Origin of the sequence: Geobacillus sp. BK01 (genome assembly GCF_052220245.1) — a bacterium.
GTDB lineage: Bacteria > Bacillota > Bacilli > Bacillales > Anoxybacillaceae > Geobacillus.
In genome coordinates this window covers 201,292-223,117 of sequence record NZ_JBQPTH010000005.1, presented here as the reverse complement: position 1 = coordinate 223,117, position 21,826 = coordinate 201,292, and the positions used below count along the sequence as shown (strand labels likewise).

The window sequence follows — 21,826 nt, the reverse complement described above, 5'->3', positions numbered from 1 at the left end:
TTTTGAAATGGATTGGCGACTTGGTTAAAATGTGATACGATATCTTTGGCTAAACGACGGAGCCGTTTTGGAGTACCGACGACTTTTTCCAGAGCGGCCCATTTTCTTTTATAGCTCTCTGACTCTTCATCGTCTCCCCCTGCTTCTTCGATAATTTTTCTGTATTTTTCATCAATGTCCCCAGCGGATAAATCAAGCGGAATTAGACGGCTCTCATAGTAAATGGGCAATGTCGCTTTGTCTTCGACCGCCTGAGCCATATCGTAGCGGTGGATAATATGTCCGAAAATTTCTTCTGTATTGTTATCAACAAAATCGACCGGGGTTCCCGTAAATCCAATATAGGAAGCGTTCGGCAAAGCATAACGCAACTGAGCGGCAAATCCGCCCGCAAAACCGGCTTGGGTGCGATGTGCTTCATCGGCAATCACCACAATGTTTCGTCTTTCCGATAAAACAGGGTGTCGGGTTTCTCCTTCTTTTTTACGGAATTTTTCAATAGTGGAGAAAATAATTTGTCCCGCTTCCCCTCTCAGTAATGTCCGCAACTGTTCGGTATTTTCCGCGTGATGCACATGGCCGATGTATGATTTCCCTTGCACAAACGTATCATGCAACTGTTCGTCTAAGTCATTACGGTCCACTTGAATGACAATTGATGGATTTTCCATTTCCGGATGCCGAGACAAAATTCCTACGAAAAATAACATGCTTAGCGATTTACCGGAACCCGTTGTATGATACATAACACCGATTTTCCGATCTCCATCAGGCCGAGTCGCACGTATCGCTTCATTCACCGCAAAGTTCACGCCAAAAAACTGATGATATTTCGCACCAACTTTGGTAATTTTACTACCTTCCTCCAAAAAGACAATGAAATTACGAATATAATTTAGTAGACGATCTTTCGGGAATAATCCTTCAATCAGCGTGCGCATCGTATTGGCGCGGTTGTTATCGACATTTCGCCCATCAATCGATTTCCATGAAGCAAAGAAATCGTAATCAGCAAACGGCATTCCATGCTTTGTTTCTACGTTATCGGAAATGACAACAAAAGCGTTGTAGTTAAATAATTGCGAGATATCATACGTATAGTTTTGAATTTGGGTATATGCATCATAAACAGTCGCTTGCTCGTTGTTCGGATTTTTTAACTCAAATACAATCAGTGGTAAACCGTTAATATATATAACGATATCTGGTCTACGGGACATTCGCCCTTCAATCGATAATTGATTGACTACTAAAAAGTCATTGTTCTCTGGATGTTCCCAATCGATCGGGAAAACGTGAGGCGTGTACGTTTCGTCGTTTACCTCATAAGAGAACTCAAGTCCTTTCGTCAACATTTTGTGGAAATGCATATTCCGGTTAATCAGTTTTACTTCATCTGGCGCTGTTAGTACTTGAGCAAGTCTTTTTATTTCATGTTCAGGTATGGCCGGATAAGCCTTCTTTAAGAAGGCTTCCAACCGACCATAAAGAACTACTTCATGAAGACTGTTACGCTCTCCGCGCTGAAACAATTCCTGCGCATGAAGATAGTCATAGCCTAACCGCTTTAAACGCTCGATCGTCGTTTCTTCAAATTCCGTTTCACCTAGAGGTCTCGTTGCCATGCTGCTTGCACCTCCTAGTCGAATTTAAGTTTGTTTAAAGTACTTCCTCTACTTGTTTTTCTGCTTGAGATAAATCAATTTCACCTGATAAAAGGCGAGGGAGGAGATAATCTCTTATTTCACTAAGTTGTTTATTAATGTTATCATTTTTATCTATTAAACTGTAATATGTTAACACTTGTTTATTATATTGTTCTATAGTTTCCTCAGGTGGTATTATTACTTTTATAGACTTTAAACTTGTTTGTGTTATTAATGGTTGAGTCGAACCACCTGTTATTAGAGAAAAATCTATATTTTTAAGAACAGCATATAAAAAACTATAGTAATATGCTTTTAAGGGGATTAAAACCAGAGAATTGTCAGAAGGCCAACATGGTTTTGAAACTCTAAATACCTTGCCAATTGTCCCTACACGACCAGTAATAAATATAGGTTCATTATACAAATATTCATTTGTAACTCCCATAGGCCCCCCTCCCCCAAATATAGGGTATTCACCTATATCTTTAATCTTAGGACGTTTACCACTTGATACTTTTGCCAAATCTTTAACTTGACCAATTTTCCAATTATTTGGGATAACTCCTGATTCCGACTCAACAAATTCCCCGTCTTGAAACGGTCCAAAATCAACAAACCAATGCTTATAAAGCGTCATGGCCATTTCTTCGAGGGTTTTGTTCATCTCTACATTGAGTTCAATTTTCCTATCAATACTACCTAGAATGGATGAAATTCTTTTTTGCGTTTCAAGGTCAGGTATCGAAATTATTTGGTCCTCAAATTGTTGTTTATCTACCCTCTGTCGCCCCGATGTACCTACCATCAACCTTTCAGCATTTTCGCGAAATGACTTGTTAGTTACAAGATAATACACAAAATCTGTATCTGTGATACCCTCTTTACCACGTAATACGATAAACTCGGTTGAACCAAACCCTTTCCCATTTTTAAGGTTTTTCACCTGTGCAATCTTGCCATTCTCAAGGCAGGGTGTTATTCGCGCAAAAAGTGTATCACCATTCTCAAATTTTGCTCCGCCAGACTTAAATTCTCTTTCTTCCTTTGCTTCTACTGGTTTATAAAAAGGTTGAATAACATCCATACTCACAAATGGATATATTTCACCTTTTCTAAGTTTTACAGTGGGGTTTACCTCGACTAAGTCCTTTAATTTTCCTTCAATCCATTTACTCACATCAATTCCTCCAAGTCCCTCTTAATCTTTTCTTGAAGGCAATTAGACTCTTCAAACTGTTCTAAAAGACGTTGTGTCAATTCAGCCATCTTTTCTTCAAACGGTACATCGTCCTCATTGGATACTTCCGTCCCAACGTAAATCCCCGGTGTTAATTTGTAGTCATTGGCTCGTACTTCTTCAATTGTTGCAACTTTACAGAACCCGGCAATGTCTTCGTATCTTTCTGCCCCTTCGTATTTGTAGGCACGATAAACGGCAGCGATTTGATCAATTTCCTCTTTAGACAGCGCTTTTTGCTTGCGGCTGACGAGCGTTCCCATTTTGCGGGCATCGATAAATAAAATTTCATTTTTTCTTGCCCGATAGCCGTTTTTGCCGTCACGGTTTTTGCTTAAAAAGAATAAGCAGCATGGAATGCCTGTGGTAAAGAACAATTTTTCAGGCAATTGAACAATGCAGTCAATATATCCTTCATCCACTAATTTTTGACGGACCTCTTTTTCCTCTTTCACATTCGTTGTCATTGCTCCGTTTGCCATGACAAATCCTGCTGTACCTGTATCGTTTAAATGATATAAGAAATGCTGCATCCACATATAGTTCGCATTGCTGTTTGTAACTGGTCCGATTAAGCGCGGGTCATTTTTTGATAAACGGTCTGCTCCCCAGTCTTTTTGGTTAAACGGCGGATTGGCAATCACGTAATCGGCCTTTAAATCAGGGAACTGATCGTTTAACAGCGAATCACCCAAGCGAATTTCCGCATTGATGCCATGCAATAAAACGTTCATTTTTCCAAGACGTACGGTCGTTACTACATTTTCTTGCCCGTAAAACGAAAGAGCGTGTTTGTTTGGAGCATATTCTTCACTTTGTATAAACATCCCGCCGCTGCCGCACGCTGGATCAAACACAATCCCGCTTTTCGGCTCCAGCATGGCAACAAGCAGTTTAACGATACTGGATGGCGTAAAGAATTCTCCGCCTCTGTTGCCTTCGGAAGCGGCAAAAGAACTAATAAAATACTCATATGTACGGCCCAATATATCTACACTGTCATCCGTATTGGCGCTAAATACATCACGAGAAAAAATTTCGATTAATCCCGCCACGTTTTCAGGCGGCAAGTTCGAACCTTGGTAAATTCGCGGCAATATGCCTTCAAGTTCTGGGTTTTCCTCTTCAAGACGCTTCATCGCATTATCAAGAATCTCTTTAATATTCGGCTGCTTGGCGTTTTTCATAATATAAGACCAACTTGCTTCTTCAGGCACGACAAAGACGTTTTCTGCCTTATATTGGTCCGGGTCGGTAATGATGATTTGCCGCATTTCATCATCTTCCGTATACCAATCGCTGCTTGGATCTTTTACGATTTGCTCTAATTCTTTTCGGCGCTTTTCGTACTTGTTAGAAAGATAGCGCAAAAAAATTAATGGAAGAACATAGTGTTTATAATCAGCAGGAGCCACACTCCCGCGCATTTTATTGGCAGCCTCAAACAAATCTTTCTGAAAATCGATGTCTGCTTTTACAGTCATATTGTGTTCACCCCTGTTAGTTTCAAAAATAGTAAGAACCGTTCTTTCAACGCAGTCGAAACAATCGCAATCATGTTTGACTATGGAATCAGATCTATTTTACTAAAACATCCGAGAAAACAGTATCGAAATTTGTCGAAACAGAAATTGTTTCCAAAGGGAAGAAGGGCCGCTTTTCGGTCATAACCGCCTGGTCATCCATCATTCACCCCTCCCCCATCATCCCCACCACCTCGCGAAACACGGCCGACGGCTGCTTGCCGAGCAGGTCGGCGGGGATCGTTTTTTGCTTTGCGCCGTTTGTAATGATGAGCCGATCGTCCTCGAGGCGGATGGATATGTTTTTGACCCGGTACGCGGTGATCTTGGACGCTTCGTCCAAGTAGCGGGCGTCGAGGTCGAAGCGGATGCGGTCGGACAGCCGCCTCAGCAAGCGCCAAAGGGCGATTTCGTCCTTTGATTTCATGAACAGTTCCGGCAGTTCTTTCGCCTGTTTGAGCGTGTTGAGCGTCGTCATCGCGTAGACGGCAATGCCGTAGCCGACCGGACGGATGACGTTTTTGAGAGGCTGCCAATGTTCGACTTCGAAACGGACGTAGTCGTCATCGCTTTGTTTTGGCAGTTCGGTGATGTCCGAGCGTTTGATGATTTTCACATCAGCGATTTTGCCGAAACATGTGACCCCGTTTTGCGGCGCGGCTCCCCGCTTCGGGTAAAGGGCGATGTAGCGCGCGTCTTGCCAGCCTTTTTTCAGCTGCTTCACCGGGATATGGTAGAAGCGGTGTTTTCGGTAGACTTCGTAGTGCCGCGCGCTTGGCACCATGCCGACAAGCACATGCTCATCGAACGCCGACCGCCATTCTTCGATAATCCCTTGCGGCAGGATGCCTTCGTTTTGCAGTTCTTCGGGATTTTTTTCAATCAGCCGCTCGATGAACTGTTCGACGAGACGGGTGGCGTTCGGCAAAAACGGCAGGCCGCCGATGTTGACGTCGTTGATGCTTTTGTACAGTGGGTGCGCCTGGTAGCTGTCTTCGTCATGCCACGGGAACAGCACATAGGCGCCAAAGGCGGTGCGCTCGTATGGGCCGCCGCGGCGGGCGACAAGGGAATCGCGGTAGCGGTGCATCGTGTTGATGTCGTCTTCCATCGGGCCCGGCATTCCGTACCGTTTTTCGTATGGGCTGCCGGAGACGGCGAAGTCAAGGCGATATTTGGCGTCGAAAATGTAGTTGAATGTATAGTCCTTTCCCTTCTTTTCAATCGCCAGCACCGTATCGGGCATTTGCGGGACGGTCGGCAGCCTTCCTTCGTACGGCTGGTACGTCAGCGTGATTCGCTCGCCCGTGTGCGGATGTTCGTACACCCGCTTGGCGGAGCGGCTTTTTTCGAGATTGACGAACAGCCCTAAGCGGTTTACTTGGATGACATTTTGGCTGATGAGGGTGTATTTTTTCCCGAGGAGCTGGCCGAGTTTCAAAAACGTCCAATACTCGTACAGCGTGGCGACATCTTTGACGGACATTCGGTACAGCTTCCCTTGCAAGGCGAGGCCGCGGGTGATGATGAGAAACAGCTGATAGGCGTCGCGGTACCCGGGCGCCATTTGCAGGACGAGGCTCGCAACAGAGCGGTCAAGCCGTCCGATCGGCCGCCAAAAGGGGCGGCGAAGCTGCGTTTCGAGCGCGTCGATCCTCGATTGGATGCGCTCCAGCAAATCCGGATCCGGTTCTGTTTCGTACCGTTTTTGTTTCACCTGCACATGTTCGAACAAGTCGCGCAGCTTCTCGACAAGGCGCACCATCATCCATTTGACGAACCGGTTTTCGAGCGTGTCATACGTCAGTTCCTTTTTCGCTTTGAGCCCCGACCGCGGCATGACGGTTCGACTTCCGATGTCGATGCCGCGCTTGACATCACAGAACACGTGCGGCCGTTTGCGCAACTCGTTTCTTCCGGCCGCATCCAGGCGGCCGAGCTGGTCGCCGCGCACCCTCACATGGACGGTCGCAAGCTGGTGGTGCGGCTGCCGCTCGATATGGCGAATGGCACGCAAAAAATCGCCGATATGCGCGTCCATGAGCCGGAAAAATTCGCTTCTTGACGGCGTGCCGCCCCGCTTCGCCCTCGCCCGCTGATACGTGCGTTTAATGAAGTGAAAGGCCAAGTTGTAGATTTCTTCGCTCACTTCGTCAAGCAGAGTTTGGTAGTCTTGTTTATATGTCAATTTCGTCGGGAACACTTCGATGGTGACGTCCAAAATGGAGCGGCCGCCGTCGCGGACTTCGAATGTCGACAGCCCGATCTCGTTCGGAAAATGGAGATTGCCCATCAACACCGCCTGTCCGCCGATGTCCACAAGACTGACGGCGTTCCGAAGCGCTGGCGACTCGTGGTAAAAGGAGAGCGCCCGGTCCGTTTTCGGAACGACGAGCAGCTGGTAGACGCCGTTTTCGAAGAAAATCGGGCGATGGCCCCCTGACCACTCAACAAGCTCTCCGGCGTCAACGTCAAACAGTTTGACGTCCAAAATGCCTTCCCCGCTGACGAAAAACTCCATCGTCTCGTGGAAATCGAGGCGGCGGTACTGCTGGAGCCCTTCGTATTGTTCGTGGTACGGCCTCCCTTTGATCACCAGCGTGAGCTGATTCGTTTCGATATGGACGAGCTCGCGATCGTCACGCCCCAAGCCAGAACGAAGTGAAGCCATCGTCTTCCAACCTCCGCAGCATCTGCCAAATTTTCTCCGCGCTTTTGGGATAACGGGCATACGACACATCCAGCATGCCGCTGTAATCACCGTCCGGTTCAAAACCGGCGCACAGGACGAACAGCTGCTTGAGCGCTGTTTCGAGCCGCGCGTCGCTCCCTGAGAGGCGCGGCAAAATTTTTTGCATTAGGCAAAAGTCAAACGCCTCGTCAAATTCCATCAGCTTTCCTTCTTCGTTGTACGCAAGGTAGAAGCAAATTTCATCGCGGACGCGGTAGCCGATATGAGCGTTAAGCGGCATGAGGATGCGGTTGATCTCCACGAGCTTTTTCGTCACGGTTTCAACAAGCTCCGGGCAGTGTGCGTGCACATCTTTCAAATGCAAATACCGCGCCGCGAACAGCTCCTGCCCGACGGACAGGGGTGCGACGGCCGGCAAGCCGCGCAAAAAGTCAAGATGGTCGAGCCGGACGCGGTTGAACTCGATCGTGTTCGCCCGGTCAAGCACTTTTTTGCTGAAGGGGTGGGTCGTCTCGTCCATGTTGACCGTGCCGACGATGTAGACGTTCGGCGGGAGAAAAAGATCGCACCTTGCCGTTTCTCTCGGCAGCAACCGCGACGAGGTGATGCGCCCGTCTTCCCAGCGGCGGCTTTCCATGACGCTTAAGACATCGCTGAAGTAATGCTCAACGCGGGCGAGGTTCATCTCGTCCAACACGACGAAATACGGCTTGTCCGGATGCTTCCCCGCCTCGATGATGACGTTCGTGAGCGGCCCGGGCTTGAAATCGCCTTTAATGTCGACATAGCCAAGCAAGTCCGAGCCGTCTTGCCAATCCGGGCGGACGGGGATCAAGGTGAAGCGGCCGTTGTCTTCCGTCGCGCCGACGCTCTCGGCGAGCCATTGAACGATTTTCGTTTTCCCGGTTCCGGAAATGCCGCACAAGATGACGAACGGTTTTGTTTTTAACGATAGAAAGAGGTTGGCCACTTCCTCTTTCGTATAGTAAAACCCTTTGGCGGATATGTATGAGTGAATATGCTCAACCGCTCCCCGATAGGAAAGGGCCGGCGCGGGCGACGCCGCCGGTTCGGTTCGCTCCACATATTGCCGATAATGCCCGGTCATCGTTTCGAGGTCGCGCACGAGCTGGTCGTCGGATGGCAGATCGGCAAACGAATAGACGATATACGCCGCCACCGATCGTTCATAGTCTTTCGCCCGCTTGCTTTCGCCAAGACGGATGTCATCATCCGTCCGCACGCGTTCCCCGGGGAGAATGAGCCGGCGGATGTCCCGCTTCACCCGCTCCATTTCCTCTCTCGGCGTCTCCGTCACCCCTTGGGCGAGCGTCAAATAGAGCCGGCGCATATCTTCACTGAACAAGTAGACGATATAATACCCCCGCTGCGTCGAATCCGTCACCTGTTGATCCATCACCGCCACCCACGGCACAGCGGCCCAATTTCCGCTCTTTCCCACTGAACCTTTCACCACATATCGGTCAGGCGGCAGAAAAGGCAGCGCTTTCAATGCCTCTGGAATCGCCCGCGTCACCAGCTGAAACGACCGACGCTCTTTTGACAGTTTTTCGCGTTTTTCTTGTTCGTAAATGGCCATCACTTGGCGGAAAAGATCGTGCAATGACATAAGAATGTCTCCTTCGTGTCGAAATGTGTTTCCTCGTTTCTATTTTTCTTCTATTCTACTAAAAAAGCAGCCTTCTCAACTAGTGAGAGAGCTGCTTTTTCGAGCGTTCGCAGAGGGGGAACATGTTCAGGAAACCCATTCGCCAGGTGGCATCTCTCCGCCATTTCCACAAACGCTCGATCGGGTTGAGCGGCGGCGAATATGGCGGAAGATAAAGAAAAACCTTCGCTCAAACCATGATGGAACTCTATAATGCCCTGTGATCGCCGTGCAAAATTCGTGCAACATTTTTTCGGATTCTATCGTTTTTTTCGGGATTTCCAAAAAAAGAAAAACGACCGCAAACGCAGTCGTATCAAGGAGTTTAGGAATTTCAATCCGAACTCGTCGGGTGCTAGAAACGGCCCCGAGAGGATTCGAACCTCCGACGCACGGTTTAGGAAACCGACGCTCTATCCACTGAGCTACGGGGCCATGTTGATCGTTTTCTTCGTATACGCGTGAATTTGGCGGCGGCTTGTCTCCGTTTCATGAGCGAAAAGGACCGCGGGGCATAGAGGCAGCCGCCATCTCACCTCGAATCCCTTTCAAACGCCGAGAATGAGCTTGTGTCGCCCGTTCCACGTTTTCGTCCGGAAAACGGCTAATGGCGGCGTTCGCTTCAGCGCCGCGCAGCCGGTCAAAGGCTTGGGCATATGTCCAAGTTGTCAGCGAACGGGAGGCAAGACGCAGCCGTGTTCGTCGGCGCAGGCGGCGTTTTTGTGTCAGACGCGTATATTATAAACTGATTTTTGTGCGTTGTGAACTACCCACCACCCACACTTCGCTTAGAGGTGGGGGCTTCAAGCAACTTGTGCGTGTTCGCCGAACGGTAAGCCGCACACAGAACTCTTTACGCTTCCCTTCGTTCCGAAGATGCCCGCTCTCACCATATTCTATCATATTCGTTGGCTAACGCCAACCGAAATTCATCTCCCACCTACTCCTTGCGTTACACCATTCGCGTTCCTTGAGGCGGAGACTTCTTTCGGAAATTCGTTAAATGATCAAGGGCCAAAATCGAATAGGCGATATATGCCGCCCCCGACCGTTCGCCATCTTGCGCCCGTTTGCTTTCGCCGAGACGGATGTCATCATCCGTCCGCACGCGTTCTCCGGCAGGAATGAGTCAGCGGATGTCCCGCTTCACCCGCCCCATTTCACCTCCTGGCGTCTCCGTCACCCCTTGGGCGGGCGCCAAATAGAGGGACGAGAGGGATTCCTCATTTCGAGATGATAACGAGAAACGGATATGCTACAATGGAGATAGGTCGATCGGCGCAAACATGCGCAACGGGACGCTATAAAGTTTCCCCATTCACGAGGAGGAGTGAACCATGAAAGCCCCTGCCTTGTTTCTCGCTCACGGGTCACCGATGTTGGCGATTGAGGACAATGCGTATACATCCTTTCTAGCGAAGCTCGGGGAAGGCATTTACCCAAAGGCGATTGTCATCTTTACCGCACATTGGATGACGCGCAAGCCAACCGTTTCGGCAGTAGAAGGGACGTACGGAATGATTTATGATTTTTCCGGTTTTCCGTACGACTTGTATGAAATCGCTTACCCGGCGTACGGGTCAGTTGAGTGGGCGGAACGCGTGCGCGAGCGCCTCGCTGGTGTGGCGGAAGTGGCCGTCGATCGGACGCGCGGGTTGGATCACGGCTCATGGGTGCTGTTACGTCGCTTGTTTCCGAAAGCGGACATTCCGGTTGTACAGGCATCGGTGGTGCCCTGGTGGACGCCGAAGCAATTGTTCCAGCTCGGCGAGGCGCTGCGCCCGCTGCGGGATGAGGGAGTGATGGTCATCGGCAGCGGCGGGACGGTGCACAATTTGATGGCGCTCCGCTGGGAAGGGCATGCCGAGGCGGACGCGTGGGCCGTGTCGTTTGATGATTGGCTTCTCAGCCAGTCAGCCGCTCGCAGTGAAGACGTGTTCGATTATGAGAACAAAGCGCCGTACGCCAGGCAAACCGTGCCGACGCCCGAGCACCTCGCGCCGTATTGGATCGCCTACGGCGCAGGCGGCCGCGACCAAGCGCCGCGCGTCTTGTTCCGCGAATACCAGTATGGAAGCTTAAGCTTGATGGCGGTGGCGTTTTAATGGAAAACCCGCTCCCTGCTTCAGCGCATGGGGGCGGGTTGTTTTTTAACATCTTTCGAAAGAAGTCTCCCACTTCTAAGCGAAGTGTAGGTGGTGGGTAGTTCACGTCAAAGTACGGGAGCTTACTTTCCGCAACACTTTAGACGAAATCGCGTTCGATTTGAAAACCGTTTTCCCTTTCTGTGAACTTGCCTGTCTGATATACATAGAGTGGAAGGAGGTGAAGGTGATGGAAGAAAACACAATATTGGCGCAAATTTTGCACCCGTTGGATTTGTACGCGGCTGATATGCGCAAACAGTTCGAGGCGCTCTATGAAAAATTCGACTCGCTTCAACACCAAGTGCAAGCATTGAACGAAAAAACGAACACGATGGATAAGCGCGTCGAAGACATGGACAAACGCATGGAAGGAATGGACGGGCGCATCGAGGAGATGGGCGGCCGATTTGAACGGCAAATCGCCCAGTTGGAGCGCACCATCAACGAACGGTTTGAACGGCTCGAAGCGAAGCTTGGCCACATCCGCGTCGAACTGGCCGAAACACAAGAAACGGTCGACTTCCACTCCGTCAAAATCGCCCAGCACGATCGAAAAATCCGCCATCTTCTTCACACCCGATAAATCCATCAACCATCATGCCCCCGCTCTTTCATCAAGGCGGGGGCATTCACATTAAGATAGCTCACGGGCCAGATCGGCCGCTAAGGCGGCGTTGTTTTTCACTAAGGCGATGTTCGCTTGCAAGCTTTTGCCTCCGGTTAACGTCTTCACTCGGTCAAGCAAAAACGGGGTGACCGCTTTGCCGGTGATGTGCTGCTGTTCCGCTTCGGCGAGCGCTTGTTCGATGATGGCGGTGATATACGACTCTTCCAGTTCGTCTTCTTCGGGAACCGGGTTGGCGACGACAATGCCGCCTTGAAGCCCGAGCGCCCATTTCGTTTCGATGAAGCGGGCGATGTCGGCGGCGCTGTCTAAGCGGTAGTCGACATGAAACGGGCTTGTCCGCGAATAGAACGCCGGCAGGACGTCCGTCTGATGGCCGATGACCGGAACGCCGTGCGTCTCCAAGTATTCAAGCGTCAAGCCTAAGTCTAAAATCGATTTCGCCCCGGCACAGACGACGGCGACGTTGGTGCGCGCGAGCTCCTGCAAATCGGCTGAGATGTCCATCGTCTGTTCGGCGCCGCGGTGCACGCCGCCGATGCCGCCGGTCGCAAATACACGGATGCCGGCCATCTGGGCGCAAATCATCGTCGCGGCTACCGTTGTCGCTCCGTGTTTTTTCATGGCGACGACATACGGCAAGTCGCGGCGGCTCACTTTTTCCACGTCGCGGCTTGTCCCGAGCTGTTCAAGCTCCTCTTCAGTCAGCCCGATTTTGATTTTTCCGTTTAAAATGGCGATGGTTGCCGGCACGGCGCCGCGGTCGCGGATGATCTGTTCGACGTCTTTTGCCGTTTGCACATTTTCCGGATACGGCATGCCGTGCGAGATGATCGTCGATTCCAAGGCGACGATCGGCTTTTGTTCCGCCTTGGCTTGGGCGACTTCTTCGGAAAAAATGAGAACATCCTTCATTGTTTTGTTCCTCCTTGGTGGAAATATTGTTCATACGTGGCATGCAATGTTCGTTCATTCAATGCGCGATTGACCGTTTCGGCTGTTTGCAGTGTGAGCGCTGCATTGCTCATTCCGAAGCGGCAAGCGTCTTCAACCGAAAAGCCGCCGAGGACACCGTACAAAAATCCAGCCGCAAAAGCGTCTCCCGCTCCGGTGGCGTCGGTGACCGTTACGTTGGGCGCCGCGAGCGTCCCTCTTTCCCCTTGCTCGGTGGCATACGCGACGCCGTTTGCGCCGCGCGTGACGACGACGTTTTCAACACCAGAACGAATGAGCGCTTCCATGGCTTCGGTCACGCTGTCCCCCCCGGTTCCGGCAAGCGCTATACTTTCCGCTTCATTCGTCACAAGCCATGTCACCCCATGCAGACAGGGCGGGAGCCGCTTGACTTTTGGAACCGACACGGTCACGACACAAAGCGGGAGGCGCTCCCTGTGGCACTGTTCGATCGTCCATCGAATGGCGTCACTTGGAAAATTCGTATCGAGCACGACGGCCGAGACGGGACTGAGTTCGGACCACCGCTGCTTCATCCATTCGTCTCCCACTGTATCATAAACCGCCATATCCGCCAAGGCGACGACCATTTCACCGCGTTCATCAAGCACCGCTGTATACGTCCCGGTGTTCGCTTTTGCCGTTCGCACGATGTGCCGTACATCCACATACGGGCCCGTTGCGTCGATAAGCCACTGTCCGTCGTGGTCATCCCCGACGGCGCTGACGAGCGAAACAGTATGGCCAAGACGCCCTAAGTTTTCCGCCACGTTTCTCGCCACCCCGCCTGCCGTTTGCGTCGTGGCGACAGGATGGGACGTGCCAAGCTGAAACGGCGCAAGCAACCGCGCTTTCCGGTCGACATTCGCCCCACCGATGCAGACGATCGAGACCGCTCGTCGCATGCCTTTTCCCTCCTCTTCCAATGAACACCGCCGCGCTCTTTTCCCTACTTCAAAAAATAGTTTTGAAAAACCGAGCGGCGGTGCATGTCAAAGCCCCACGATCATTGTACCACATTCCGTCCATCATAAAAAAACACCCCGCCAATATGACGGGGTGCCGATGTTCGATTGTTTAGTTTTTGTACGCACAATACGGACGCAGTTTGACGCCGATCAGGCTGCCAAGGAAGGCAAAGACGAACCAGACCCAGCCATGGACGCTGAACGAAGCGATCCCGCTAAAATACGCGCCGATATTGCAGCCAAAGGCCAACCGGGCGCCATATCCCATCATCAGCCCGCCGATAAGCGCGCCGACCGTCATACGCGTCGGCCGCTTCCATTGAACCGGCTTTGTGTAGCGACCCGCGAGCGCCGCCGCCAATAAGGCGCCGAACATTAAGCTAATGTCCATGACCGTTGTTTTATCGTAGTAGAGCGGGTTGGCAAGCGCCTGCCGCTTCGCTTCATCTTGCCAATACGCCCAAGCGGTCGGGTCAACGCCGAACAGCTGCACGAATTTCGCTCCCCAAAGAGCGAAGGCGGATGTAATGCCCCATGGCGACCCTTTCACCATCAACACGAGCACGTTCATCACCGCAAGCAACAAAGCACCGACAAGCAGCGACCATGGTCCTTTATAAATGACTTTCCACCCATGACGATTCTCCAGCGGCGCGGCAATGAGTTGGCCATGACGCCGCTTTTCCATCACTGTCACCACATAGTAAACGACCGCCAGTAAAACAAGCTGCAGCACGAACCCACCGAATGCGCCAAACTGGGCAAGGAGTGAAATCGGGTCAACGTGCGGCATATTCGTCCACACATCAAAATGAGTGGTGGCAATCACCGATCCGGCGATGAAGCCGATGAGCGTCACAATGCCGTTCGCATCGCCGCCGCCAATATGGTACAGCGTCCCGGACGCGCAGCCGTCACCAAGCTGCATGCCGATGCCAAAAATAAACGCACCGATCATCACCGCAAGGCCGACATCATGCACATTGCCGGCAACGGCATGGCCGAAAATCGATCCTTTGACGAGCAGCGGCAAAAACAGCGCGCTGGCCACCGCCATCATGATCATCTGCGCCCGGATGCCTTCTCCTTGGCGGTAGAGAATAAACTTTCGCCATGCGGACGTAAAGCCGAAGTGCGCCTGGTACAACACAAATCCGCCAAACGCCCCCAACACGTACAAAAGCGCCTGTTGCCAAGAGACTTGGCTATATAAGAACAACGTGCCACCGATCAAGACGAGACAGGAGACGGCAATGATCCACGTGGTCGGATGTTTCGGAGCGCCTGCCGCCTGCTTCTCGCCAACGCCGCGTTGCTGCGCAGTCATTTCCATTGGTGTATTTCCCCCTTTGATGGTTGTTGATTGATGTATTCTATAATACTATAAAACACATTGTTTTTCTATGATTTAAATAAAAAAATTTCACTGTTGCGGTTGGTCGGGTATAATAACAGACGAACCATTTCCGGAGGAAGGGGAATTGGCATGTGGAACGAGTTTAAAAAATTCGCCGTCCGCGGCAATGTCGTCGATTTGGCGGTCGGGGTCATTATCGGCGGAGCGTTTGGCAAAATCGTCTCTTCGCTCGTCAATGACATCATCATGCCGCTTGTCGGCTTGCTTTTGGGCGGGATTGATTTCAGCGGCCTGTCGTGGAAAGTCGGTGAGGCGGAAGTGAAATACGGGGCGTTTCTGCAAACGGTTGTTGACTTTTTGATCATCGCGTTTTCGATTTTTCTGTTTGTCAAACTGATCAATACACTGTATGAACGGGTGAAAAAGCAGGAAGAAGTCAAAGAAACCGCGCCGACGCTGACGAAGGAGGAGGAACTGCTCACCGAGATTCGCGATTTGTTAAAGCAGCAGCGGGAGACGATGTGAAAGCCTGTTTCGGGGGTGGACAGGCTTTTTTAGGGAGGATATTTCGATGTGATGCTTGTGGACTTGAAATGGACAGAGATCGAAACGCCAGCATCAATCTTTCGAGATATCCTGCATAGCGACGGGTACCGTGAGTGACACGGGAAGTGAAGCCTTCGGAGCGTCAATCAAACGAGAGTAGCTTCGGCGAAATCGGACGCGATGAACAAGGAAGCAAACGAAAACTTCTGCAACGTTCTTGCAGAGTTTTGTAAGTTTTGCGTAACGGTTCCCCTTGTTGGCGAAATGATACCACTGCTCCGAGAACGACGATAACCCAAACGGCGCCCCAGCCAAAACGGGCGCCGCTTCTGTTTCCGTCAAAGCAGCCAGTGCGCAAGCGGGGCGGTGAGGATGAGCGTCAATACCGTCCGCTCGAACCAGATGACAAGAAGCCGCGGCAGGCTGAGCGGAATTTCGGTTGATATAATGCATGGGATAACAGCCGAGAAAAACAAAATGGCCGATACCGAGACGACAGCGATGATGAATTTCGTGACAAGCGGAGCTTCAGTGACGAGCAAGGCTGGCAAAAACATTTCGGCGATTTCAATAGCGGATGCTTTGGCGGCCAACAGCGGTTCAGGGATTTGCAACAAAAGGGTGAATGGATAGAACAGGTAGCCCAACCAGTCAAACAGCGGCGTATATTCAGCGAGCAACAGCCCGATGAGTCCGACTGACATAATCGACGGCAAAATGCCCATCGTCATGATGAAACCATCGCGCAAGTTTTCCCATATGTTCGTCCCGATTCCTTTTGACTGCCCTACCGCTTTCATTGCCTCGGACCAAGCTTGTTTCATGTAGTTGCCCGTCACTTTTTGTTCAGGATCCCCTTTTCCATCGCAATACTCATCGCTCATGCGGTTCAGCGGCCAAAGTCGGGCGGTGAGCGCCGTGACGGCAAACGTGACAAGGAACGTCACCCAAAAATACGTGTTCCAGATCGACATCAACCCTAATGTTTTGGCGACAACAACCATAAACGTCACCGACACGGTGGAAAAGCCGGTGGCGATGATGGCCGCCTCTTTCACCGTATATTTTCCTTCTTTGAACACCTTGTTGGTGATCAACAAACCGATCGAGTAGCTGCCGACAAAGGATGCGACGGCGTCAATCGCCGAACGGCCCGGCGTTTTCCAAATCGGCCGCATGATGGGCTGCATCCAGACGCCGACAAATTCGAGCAGCCCGTAACCAACCAGCATGGCGAGAAAAACGGAGCCAATCGGCACAAGGAGGCCGACGGAAATAACGAGCTTATCGTACAAAAACGGCCCCATATCCGATCGGAACAGCCATGAAGGACCGACCTGAAACACCAACATGATCGCCACGATCAATCCAAGAACTTTCAATATTGAAAAAACCGCTGTCACTGCATCTTTATTCCATGTTTTCGTATAAAAGGGGTAAATCGCCCCTAACGCGATCACAATCAACGCATAATACGGAACAAGTGCCGAAAACTGTGTGCGAATCCACGTTACAATGTGGTCAAGCAAAATGGACGATGTGCCGCCAATCGACACTGGAACAAAAAACACAAAAATCCCGATGGCGCTAAAGACGAAAAACTTCCATGCGCCGCTTGCCGGTGTTGGTGTCGGCACGGATGGCGCCATATTTGTATCCGATTTCATTCTCCTCCACCCCCATTGGTTTTCTCATAAACAAACGGTGACGGCGCAGCCGGAAGCATCATCGCTTCCGGCGCCATACGTCTTGACGGAAGAGCCGTTCCCCCTTTAGATGCGCACCTTCCCTTCCTTCACCACCACCTTCCCATTTTTGATCACCGTCTCGATATGGTTGATCCCGTAATAGTACATCACCTGCACATAGTTCGGCACTTGGAATATAACCAAATCCGCCTTCTTCCCCGGCTCGAGGCTGCCGACGAGATGGGCGCGGCCGATGGCGTGGGCGGCGTTGATCGTGGCGGCGGCGATGGCTTCCGCGGGGGTCATGCCCATATGCAAGCAGGCCAGGCTCATGACAAGCGGCAGCGAGACGGTCGGCGACGAACCAGGGTTGCAGTCGGTCGCCAAAGCGACGGGAACGCCGGCGTCGATCAAGCGGCGGGCGTCGGCGGCTTGGGTCATGAGGAAAAACGCCGTGCCCGGCAAGAGAACGCCGATGACGCCGCGCTCGGCCATGCGGCGGATTCCCTCGTCCGATGCGCGAAGCAAGTGGTCGGCGGAGATGGCGCCGACTTCGGCGGCCAGTTCCGCCCCGCCGTACGGTTCGATTTCATCGGCGTGAATTTTCGGCGTCAAACCGTACGCTTTTCCGGCTTCCAAAATGCGGCGCGCCTCGTTGGGAGTGAAGACGCCGCGCTCGCAAAAGACGTCGTTGAACTCGGCGAGCCCCCGCCGGCTCACTTCGGGAATCATTTCGTCGATGATGAGGCGGACGTATTCGTCCGGGGTATGCTTCCATTCCGGCGGAACAGCGTGGGCGCCAAGGAAAGTGGACACGACATCGACCGGATGCGTGTCATCGAGCTGTTTGGCGGTCTCGAGCTGCTTCAGTTCGTGCTCCAGGCTTAAACCGTAGCCGCTTTTCGCCTCGACCGTTGTGACGCCATGAAGCAAAAACTGGTCGAGCCTCCGCTTGCTTTCGTCATACAGCGCTTCTTCTGACGCTTGGCGCGTCGCGTTTGTCGTCGCATGGATGCCGCCGCCGGCGTTCATGATCTCCATGTACGTCGCCCCGCCGAGGCGCATCGTCCATTCGTGTTCGCGGCTGCCGGCGTACACGAGATGGGTGTGCGGATCGACAAGCCCGGGCGTCACCGTTTTGCCTTTGGCATCAATGACTTCGGCCTCGGCGAGCCGGTCGGCAAACTGGCGGGCCAGTTCATCGTCTGGGCCGACCGCCACGATCGTGCCATGTTCGATCCAGACGCTGCCGTTTTCCATGATGGCAAGGTCGCTCATCTTCTCCTTGACGAGCGGGGCCGCGGAGCTTCCCGCCAGCGTGACGAGCTGGCGGGCGCGGCGGACAAAAAGCGGGCGCATGCATCTCTCCCCTTTCTACTTCAGCATCGGCATATCGATGCCTTTTTCTTTCGCCGTCCGAATGGCAAGCTCATAGCCGGCGTCGGCGTGGCGGACGACACCCAACCCCGGATCGGTCGTCAGCACCCGTTCCAGCCGTTTTTCCGCCTCTTTCGTCCCGTCGGCGACAATGACCATGCCGGCGTGAATCGAATAGCCCATGCCGACGCCGCCGCCGTGATGGACCGACACCCAGCTCGCGCCGCCGACGGCATTCACGAGCGCGTTTAAAATCGGCCAGTCGGCGATGGCGTCGCTTCCGTCTTTCATTCCTTCCGTCTCCCGGTTCGGCGAAGCGACGGAGCCGGAATCCAAATGATCGCGGCCGATGACGATCGGCGCTTTCAGCTCGCCTTTGGCCACCATGTCGTTGATGATTTTGCCGAATTTCGCCCGCTCGCCATAGCCGAGCCAACAAATGCGCGCCGGCAGCCCTTGAAATTTGATGCGTGTTTGCGCCATGCGAATCCAATGGCAAAGGCGCTCATTGTCGCGGAATTCGCGCAAAATGACTTCATCGGTTTTGTAAATGTCTTCCGGATCGCCGGAGAGCGCCACCCAACGGAACGGCCCTTTTCCTTCGCAAAAGAGCGGGCGGATGTAGGCCGGCACAAAGCCCGGAAACGAGAAAGCGTCCTCGACTCCTTCGTCTTTCGCCACCTGGCGGATGTTGTTGCCGTAGTCAAACGTCACCGCCCCTTGCCTTTGCATTGCGAGCATCGCCCGCACATGGGCGGCGATCGACTGTTTCGCCCGGGCGATGTACTGTTTCGGGTCGCGCGCCCTTAGTTCAGCCGCTTCCTCAAGCGTCAACCCGGCGGGAATGTAGCCGTTTAACGGATCGTGGGCGGACGTCTGGTCGGTCAGGACGTCCGGAACAAAACCCATGGCAACAAGCCGCGGCAGCATCTCGGCCGCGTTGCCGACAAGGCCGACGGACAGCGCGTTTTTCTCTTCCTTCGCCCGTTTTGCCATCTCCAGCGCCGCGTCAAGGCTGTCGGTCGTCGTATCCAAATAGCCGGTGTCCAAACGGCGCTGGATGCGGGCCGGATCGACTTCAATGGCGAGGCAGACGCCGCCGTTCATCGTCACGGCAAGCGGCTGCGCCCCGCCCATTCCGCCAAGGCCGGCGGTTAAGGTGATCGTTCCGGCCAACGTGCCGCCGAAATGTTGGCGCGCCACTTCGGCAAACGTTTCATACGTCCCTTGGACGATTCCTTGGCTGCCGATGTAAATCCAGCTTCCGGCCGTCATTTGTCCGTACATGATCAGCCCCTTTTTGTCAAGCTCATGGAAATGGTCCCACGTCGCCCATGCCGGCACGAGGTTGGAGTTGGCGATCAGCACGCGCGGCGCGTCCGGATGGGTGCGAAACACCGCCACCGGCTTGCCGGATTGGATGAGCAGCGTCTCGTCGTTTTCCAAACGAAGAAGGGTATCCACAATCGCTTCGTAACATTCCCAGTTGCGCGCCGCCTTGCCGATGCCGCCGTACACAATCAATTCATCCGGCCGCTCGGCGACATCGGGGTGCAAGTTGTTGTTTAGCATGCGCAGCGCCGCTTCTTGAATCCACCCTTTCGCCTGCCGGGCTGTGCCCGCAAGCGGGCGCACCGTCCGTTTCTCTGCCATTGTCATCCTCTCCTTTTTTCTTTTATTGTAAAAAAGGGCGGCCGCCGCTTCGATAGACAGCGCTTTCAAATTTATGCACAATCTTTCGAAATGTTTCTTGATTTTTGCCTTTCTCCCATCACTTTTTTTCGCAATTGTCCTTTTCTTTTGACTCCCCGGCCACGAACCCATCCTGCCTGGCGCCCGGCGTGAACGCGGCTTCTCACGGTGCATAGATTTGCCTTCAACCGGATCGCCTGAGGCACGCGCATTTTCATGAAAAAAACGCCTACCGCGGCGGAAGGGCCCGTTGCCCGTCGCGGTAGGCGGTCGGCGTCTCGTTCAGCTCGGCTTTGAAAACGCGCGTCAAATAATGGGCGGTGCGAAACCCTGTTTGTTCAGCGATTTCTTTGACCGACAAGTCCGTCTGCCGGAGCAGACGCTTCGCTTCCTCGAGCCGCCGGTTCGTCAGCCACTGGCGAAAGGTGATGCCGCGCTTTTTCGACAACAAATGGCTGAAATACGCGGGGCTGCGTCCGGCTGCGGCCGCCGCTTTCTCAAGCGTCAGCGACGGGTCGCGAAAGTGCGCTTCCATGTAGCGGAGACCGCGCTCCACGGCATCGGCGCGCGCGCCTTCCTCGGCTTGTTTCGCCTCGTGAAGCAGCCGGTATAAAAACAAAATCAATTCCTGGACGATCCGGTATAAGACGGGGTTGTACAAAATTTCGTGAAAGAGGCGCATATACTCCCGCTCCGTCATGCCGCGGTCAAGGCGGTACGTTTTCATAAACCGGCGAATTTGCGCCAAAATGCTTGTCAGCCTCGTCCGCACCATCTCCGGGCTCGGAAACGGCGGCGTCCAATGCCAAAACTCGCGCTGCAGCCATCGTTTCACCGCTTCGTGGTCGAACCGCTCGAGCATCCCGATCCATTGCCGCTGCTCCTCGGGCGTCAAAAACGGATCAAGCTCGCGCTGCTGTTCGTATTCGGGCGCCGGGGCGATCACCTGGCGGTAGCCGATGAAAAACGTCGTCTCCAGCAACCGGCGGGCCGCCTGGTATTGCGCGCGCACCGTTTTCCGGCCGTCCGGCGGCATCGCCACGATCGCGAGCGGCTCATGGTGGTCTTCCTCCCAATCGCGCAACAGCTTCCACGCCGCCTCTTTCCCGTCACCCGGCAGATCGAAAAGCAGGCAAACCGCCATATAAGTCAGCGGCAACACGCGCGCCCGGCCGCGAAACGGATAGTCCGTTAAAAAGCGAATCACTTCCGGAGACAAAGCCGGCTGTTCCGCCTGCACCAACCATACATGAGGGGAGGCGGCGGGGTCATCGCAAAATAACGAACGGTAATCATGATGAGGACCCTCTCCCCCCGCAGCCAGGCTCGGGCGGCTTGGGAAAAGCGAAGCCGCCGTTCTCAGCGCCTGCTTCAGTTTGGCGGGCTCGAGCGGCTTGACGAGCAAATCGACGCATTGCCAGTCGATGGCTTGCTTCGCCCGCGCGAACGTCGCCTCGGCGGTGGCGGCGATCACCCGCCGGCAAAACAGGCGGACGTGGGCCGTCGCCCTCGGCCATTGGTCATACGGAATCATATCAAGTTCGACGTACAACAGCTCTGGCGCCTCCTGCTCAAGAAGCACCATCATCTCCTCGACGGTGGCCGCTGTATACACGTGCTCGATCGGCAGCGAATAGGCGGAAACGAGCCAGCGGATCGCTTCCCGTTCTTTGTCATCCCGTTCGGCAATGACCAACTTCAC

At 53.0% G+C, this 21,826-nt stretch carries 17 protein-coding genes, 1 tRNA gene and 1 pseudogene; 4 read left to right on the top strand and 15 right to left on the bottom strand.

All coding sequences use genetic code 11. From position 1 onward, the window contains the following. The 8 genes and pseudogenes from ACTVDO_RS08165 to ACTVDO_RS08130 form a co-directional block, all read right to left on the bottom strand. The coding region (locus tag ACTVDO_RS08165) for a type I restriction endonuclease subunit R (RefSeq protein ID WP_442901323.1) at window positions 1-1,625 on the bottom strand (1,625 nt) is incomplete at its 3' end. A 34-nt stretch (window positions 1,626-1,659) separates the two neighbouring features. After that, complete coding sequence (locus tag ACTVDO_RS08160; protein WP_442901322.1) at window positions 1,660-2,826, bottom strand: restriction endonuclease subunit S; 1,167 nt, start codon at window positions 2,824-2,826, stop codon at window positions 1,660-1,662. Further along, a complete protein-coding gene (locus ACTVDO_RS08155) occupies window positions 2,823-4,370 on the bottom strand; it encodes an N-6 DNA methylase (protein WP_442901321.1) in 1,548 nt (515 codons plus the stop codon). Before ACTVDO_RS08155 ends, ACTVDO_RS08160 begins: the two co-directional genes overlap by 4 nt. Window positions 4,371-4,575: 205 nt before the next feature. After that, complete coding sequence (locus ACTVDO_RS08150) at window positions 4,576-7,080, bottom strand: DUF2357 domain-containing protein (protein ID WP_442901320.1); 2,505 nt, start codon at window positions 7,078-7,080, stop codon at window positions 4,576-4,578. Then, window positions 7,049-8,731: an MrcB family domain-containing protein gene (locus tag ACTVDO_RS08145; RefSeq protein WP_442901319.1), complete on the bottom strand. Its 1,683-nt coding sequence runs from the start codon at window positions 8,729-8,731 to the stop codon at window positions 7,049-7,051. The genes ACTVDO_RS08150 and ACTVDO_RS08145 overlap by 32 nt, the downstream gene beginning before the upstream one ends. Window positions 8,732-8,810: 79 nt before the next feature. After that, window positions 8,811-8,945: pseudogene (locus ACTVDO_RS08140) on the bottom strand (IS630 family transposase); the annotation flags it as partial. Window positions 8,946-9,132: 187 nt separating this feature from the next. Further along, window positions 9,133-9,205, bottom strand: a tRNA-Arg gene (locus tag ACTVDO_RS08135). A gap of 517 nt (window positions 9,206-9,722) precedes the next feature. Then, the gene (locus tag ACTVDO_RS08130) at window positions 9,723-9,878 is read right to left on the bottom strand and encodes a hypothetical protein (protein WP_020959500.1); all 156 of its coding nucleotides are present in this window, start codon (window positions 9,876-9,878) and stop codon (window positions 9,723-9,725) included. 229 nt (window positions 9,879-10,107) lie between these two features. Between ACTVDO_RS08130 and ACTVDO_RS08125 the strand changes: the two genes are divergently transcribed. After that, window positions 10,108-10,875, top strand: coding sequence for a DODA-type extradiol aromatic ring-opening family dioxygenase (locus ACTVDO_RS08125; protein WP_020959499.1), 768 nt, complete (start codon window positions 10,108-10,110; stop codon window positions 10,873-10,875). Window positions 10,876-11,104: 229 nt separating this feature from the next. Continuing rightward, window positions 11,105-11,500, top strand: a complete 396-nt coding sequence (locus tag ACTVDO_RS08120; protein ID WP_020959498.1) for a hypothetical protein — start codon at window positions 11,105-11,107, stop codon at window positions 11,498-11,500. Between the two features lie 51 nt (window positions 11,501-11,551). On the opposite strand, the gene ACTVDO_RS08115 is transcribed toward ACTVDO_RS08120, so the two are convergent. From ACTVDO_RS08115 to ACTVDO_RS08105, 3 genes are all read right to left on the bottom strand, one after another. Further along, window positions 11,552-12,457, bottom strand: a complete 906-nt coding sequence (locus ACTVDO_RS08115; protein WP_020959497.1) for a pseudouridine-5'-phosphate glycosidase — start codon at window positions 12,455-12,457, stop codon at window positions 11,552-11,554. Further along, window positions 12,454-13,401 (bottom strand): carbohydrate kinase family protein, encoded by a 948-nt coding sequence (locus ACTVDO_RS08110; protein ID WP_020959496.1) that lies wholly within the window; start codon window positions 13,399-13,401, stop codon window positions 12,454-12,456. The genes ACTVDO_RS08115 and ACTVDO_RS08110 overlap by 4 nt, the downstream gene beginning before the upstream one ends. 172 nt (window positions 13,402-13,573) lie before the next feature. Further along, window positions 13,574-14,797 (bottom strand): YeeE/YedE family protein, encoded by a 1,224-nt coding sequence (locus ACTVDO_RS08105; RefSeq protein ID WP_020959495.1) that lies wholly within the window; start codon window positions 14,795-14,797, stop codon window positions 13,574-13,576. A gap of 153 nt (window positions 14,798-14,950) precedes the next feature. On the opposite strand from ACTVDO_RS08105, the gene mscL reads away from it, so the two are divergent. Next, on the top strand, window positions 14,951-15,346 hold the full coding sequence (mscL, locus tag ACTVDO_RS08100) for a large conductance mechanosensitive channel protein MscL (protein WP_442901318.1): 396 nt from the start codon (window positions 14,951-14,953) through the stop codon (window positions 15,344-15,346). Then, complete coding sequence (locus ACTVDO_RS08095) at window positions 15,343-15,465, top strand: zinc ribbon domain-containing protein (protein WP_420480328.1); 123 nt, start codon at window positions 15,343-15,345, stop codon at window positions 15,463-15,465. The genes mscL and ACTVDO_RS08095 overlap by 4 nt, the downstream gene beginning before the upstream one ends. 240 nt (window positions 15,466-15,705) lie before the next feature. On the opposite strand, the gene ACTVDO_RS08090 is transcribed toward ACTVDO_RS08095, so the two are convergent. The 4 genes from ACTVDO_RS08090 to ACTVDO_RS08075 all read right to left on the bottom strand — a co-directional run bounded on the left by ACTVDO_RS08090 (window position 15,706) and on the right by ACTVDO_RS08075 (window position 21,826). Then, a complete protein-coding gene (locus tag ACTVDO_RS08090) occupies window positions 15,706-17,034 on the bottom strand; it encodes a YjiH family protein (RefSeq protein ID WP_020959493.1) in 1,329 nt (442 codons plus the stop codon). 105 nt (window positions 17,035-17,139) lie between these two features. After that, a complete protein-coding gene (gene hutI, locus ACTVDO_RS08085; RefSeq protein WP_442901317.1) occupies window positions 17,140-18,414 on the bottom strand; it encodes an imidazolonepropionase in 1,275 nt (424 codons plus the stop codon). A gap of 15 nt (window positions 18,415-18,429) precedes the next feature. Then, window positions 18,430-20,085, bottom strand: a complete 1,656-nt coding sequence (hutU, locus tag ACTVDO_RS08080; RefSeq protein WP_442901316.1) for a urocanate hydratase — start codon at window positions 20,083-20,085, stop codon at window positions 18,430-18,432. A gap of 268 nt (window positions 20,086-20,353) precedes the next feature. Beyond that, entirely contained in the window at window positions 20,354-21,826 is a 1,473-nt protein-coding gene (locus ACTVDO_RS08075; protein WP_442901315.1) for a helix-turn-helix domain-containing protein, read from the bottom strand.